The 1,891-nt window shown below is 26.9% G+C and carries 3 protein-coding genes; all 3 read left to right on the top strand.

Annotation, left to right across the window (positions count from 1 at the left end; genetic code table 11):
• The first annotated feature begins 14 nt into the window (after window positions 1–14).
• The 3 genes from Q428_RS15675 (at window position 15) to Q428_RS13880 (ending at window position 1,828) form a co-directional block, all read left to right on the top strand.
• Window positions 15–158, top strand: coding sequence for a hypothetical protein (locus tag Q428_RS15675; RefSeq protein WP_169734724.1), 144 nt, complete (start codon window positions 15–17; stop codon window positions 156–158).
• 81 nt (window positions 159–239) lie between these two features.
• Window positions 240–1,124 carry a HipA domain-containing protein gene (locus Q428_RS13885; protein WP_051515191.1) on the top strand — a complete coding sequence of 295 codons (885 nt, stop codon included), beginning with the start codon at window positions 240–242 and terminating at the stop codon, window positions 1,122–1,124.
• Window positions 1,125–1,126: 2 nt separating this feature from the next.
• Window positions 1,127–1,828, top strand: a complete 702-nt coding sequence (locus Q428_RS13880) for an HIRAN domain-containing protein (RefSeq protein ID WP_035381964.1) — start codon at window positions 1,127–1,129, stop codon at window positions 1,826–1,828.
• The last annotated feature ends 63 nt before the right edge of the window (window positions 1,829–1,891 follow it).

Below are 1,891 nucleotides of genomic sequence, written 5' to 3'. Positions count from 1 at the left end.
TCATTTAGCTATGTGTGAAGTATTTTACGCTTACTGATAAAGAAAAATCAACTGAAAAGATTGATGGTGCTGTAGCTTTGATTATGGCACTTGATAGGGCATTAAGAAATCAAAACGCAGGGTCTGTTTATGATAATAGGGGGATTTTGGTGTTGTAGGTAATATCAACACTATGATATACTGAATTAAGTCAAAAACTAACTAATAATTATGATTGTAAAGTGGAATGGTGAGTTTATATGATTAAAGATTTTAGCAATTGGATAGAATATGAAGGAGCTTCTGAAGGTAGTGGGCGAAGTGAAAAAATATGGCTTGTTAATCCAGAGAATGGAGAAGTAGGACTTTTTAAATTTACAAAATCATCAAATACAACAGAACATGTGTCAGAAAAAATTGCATCAGAGTTAGCTATATTAATCGGGATTGAATGTATGAAAGTGGATTTAGGTATATTTAATTCAAGAATAGGCTCATTAAGTTATAAAATAAATAAAGATGATGAAATATTAATTGAAGGTATACAGTTAATTAATAAATATTTTCCTAATTATGATGAAAATAGTTTATATGATAATGTTAAAGATGAATATTATTCATTAGATATGATAATGAAAAGTTTAAAAGACTATAATTTACAATATGAATTCTTAAAAATACCCATTTTTGATTATTTAATTGGTAATACCGATAGGCACCATAGTAACTGGGCAATTATACAAAAAGATAAAAATGTTAAATTATCACCACTTTATGATAATGGTTCATCACTATGTTGTTATATAAATGAAGATAAAATAGATGGTTATTTAGGAAATGATAAAATGAAGTTTGAATCAATTCTTATAAATAAGTCAACTTCAAGAATAAGGATAGATAAAAAAACACGGAAGGAACCAAAGCATAAAGAAGTTCTTGAATTTATAAAAAATAATTATTATAATGAAGTAATAGATTTTATTCAGACAATTAATACTAATGTTAATGAGAAAAACATAGATATTTTATTGGAAAACTATGTAGGGATAATAAGTGATAAAAGAATAAAATTGATAAAAAAATATTTAGTTGAGAAAGTTAGGATAATGGTTGAAATCTTTGAGTTGAGAGGAAAGGGGGATTAAGGATGTCTAAGAGAAATGAGAGAGACTATATTTATTTGATTTGGAAAGACCCAAAGAGTGGGAGACGTTATATCATAGGAGAATTATCTAAAAATGGCTATTATGAATTTTCATATGGACATGAAATTGATGAAGCAATGAAAGCGGGATTTGAATTATTAATTTCGTTTGATGAAATAGATAAAGTATATAGAAGTGATAAGATGTTTCCTACATTTGCAAGTAGATTACCAGATAAAAAAAGAAGAGGAATTGAAAAAATATTATCAAAATATGGTTTACAAGAATATGATGAATATAAATTACTTAAAAGAAGTGGAGCAAGATTACCAATTGACAATTTGGAATTCATTGATCCCATACTAGATGAAAAGGAGTTTAAAAGAATTTTTTATATTGCCGGAACTAGACATTATTTAGGATGTGAAGGCAATGATTGTGAAAAATTATTTGGACTAAAAAAAGGCGATGAGATTAAATTAGAATTAGACCTATATAATGAATATGATCCGAATGCGATTAAAATTTTAGATATGAAAAATAACATTTTAGGATATGTACCACGATATTATAGTGAAAGTATGACAAAGCTTTTAAAAGAAGGGGTAAAATATAAGTGTAAAGTATATGAAATAAATAAAAATAATAATTGTGATGAATGTATAAAAGTAGAATTAGAAGTCTATGCTACAAATGAGAAGTAGTTATTAATATAGTTGTTTTTAAGTAAGCGTCAAAAACTCCCCACCTCGGAAAGAAGCAGGGAG

Source organism: Fervidicella metallireducens AeB (assembly GCF_000601455.1).
Classification (GTDB): Bacteria; Bacillota; Clostridia; order Clostridiales; family Caloramatoraceae; genus Fervidicella; species Fervidicella metallireducens.
This window is presented reverse-complemented; position numbering and strand designations above follow the sequence as displayed.

Coding starts and splice junctions, on each gene's coding strand:
- Q428_RS13885 (WP_051515191.1), top strand. CDS start 240: ATGATTAAAGATTTTAGCAATTGGATAGAATATGAAGGAGCTTCTGAA.
- Q428_RS13880 (WP_035381964.1), top strand. CDS start 1,127: ATGTCTAAGAGAAATGAGAGAGACTATATTTATTTGATTTGGAAAGAC.